We start from the raw sequence: 772 nt of genomic DNA, 5'->3' as shown, positions 1-772 counted from the left end.
GGTTTGACCTTTCGACACGCCCTTTGGCCTGAGAGCTGTTGGCACACAGGATCTCGATATTCAGCTCAGTCATGGCACGCCCGAACTGGGTCATCCCGTGACCCGTGCGGGCACCTTGCTGGGACACACGAAACACGGAGTGCTTGTCGGAATAAAACGCAACCGGCTTGCCATGCGTTGCCAGATACAGGTCCAGCGCCTCGAAATAGCTGAACGTGCTTTCCGAGGGCACAAACCGCAGTTGCATCAGCATGCTCGTCGCATCGTCAATGAACACCAGCAGGGTACAGGCCGGACCGCGATCCTCGAACCAATGATGATCAGACCCGTCGATCTGGACCAACTCGCCCAGACATTCCCGGCGGAGCCGCGGCTGATGGAATGTGCGGCGCTGCTTGCGTGACAACCAGATTCCGGCGTCCTGCATCCATTTGCGCAGCGTCTCACGCGAGACCTTCAGATCGTGGTCTTCTGCCAGCTTCTCGGCCGCGAATGTGGGCCCAAAATCGCTGTACTTCTCTCTGACCAACGTCACGGCGAACTCACGTACCGCAGGGTCGATCCAATTGTTGGATTTGCGACCACGCGCCTTGTGCCGGATGGCACCAGGACCGCCAGTCTGAAAATCCTTCAGCAGCCTGTGGACCTGTCGTCGGCTCAGTCCCAGCACGTTGGCAGCGGTCACGGCCGTCATGATACCACGTGTCACCTGGCTCAGTACTTCAATGCGGTTCAGTTCGCGTTCGCTCATGATGATCAATCCCACGGCCAC

Annotated in this window: 1 protein-coding gene; it reads right to left on the bottom strand. The window is 58.7% G+C overall.

Going from position 1 to position 772, the window contains the following annotated elements; translation table 11 throughout:
• Positions 1-766: ISNCY family transposase (locus tag ACOI1H_RS25940; protein WP_422441233.1), on the bottom strand; the 766-nt coding region annotated here is incomplete at its 3' end.
• Positions 767-772: the final 6 nt, after the last annotated feature.

Source organism: Loktanella sp. DJP18, from assembly GCF_049310965.1.
In the GTDB taxonomy this organism is placed as follows: domain Bacteria; phylum Pseudomonadota; class Alphaproteobacteria; order Rhodobacterales; family Rhodobacteraceae; genus Loktanella.
The sequence above is the reverse complement of the archived record's forward strand: the minus strand, read 5'-3'. Positions and strand labels throughout refer to the sequence as shown.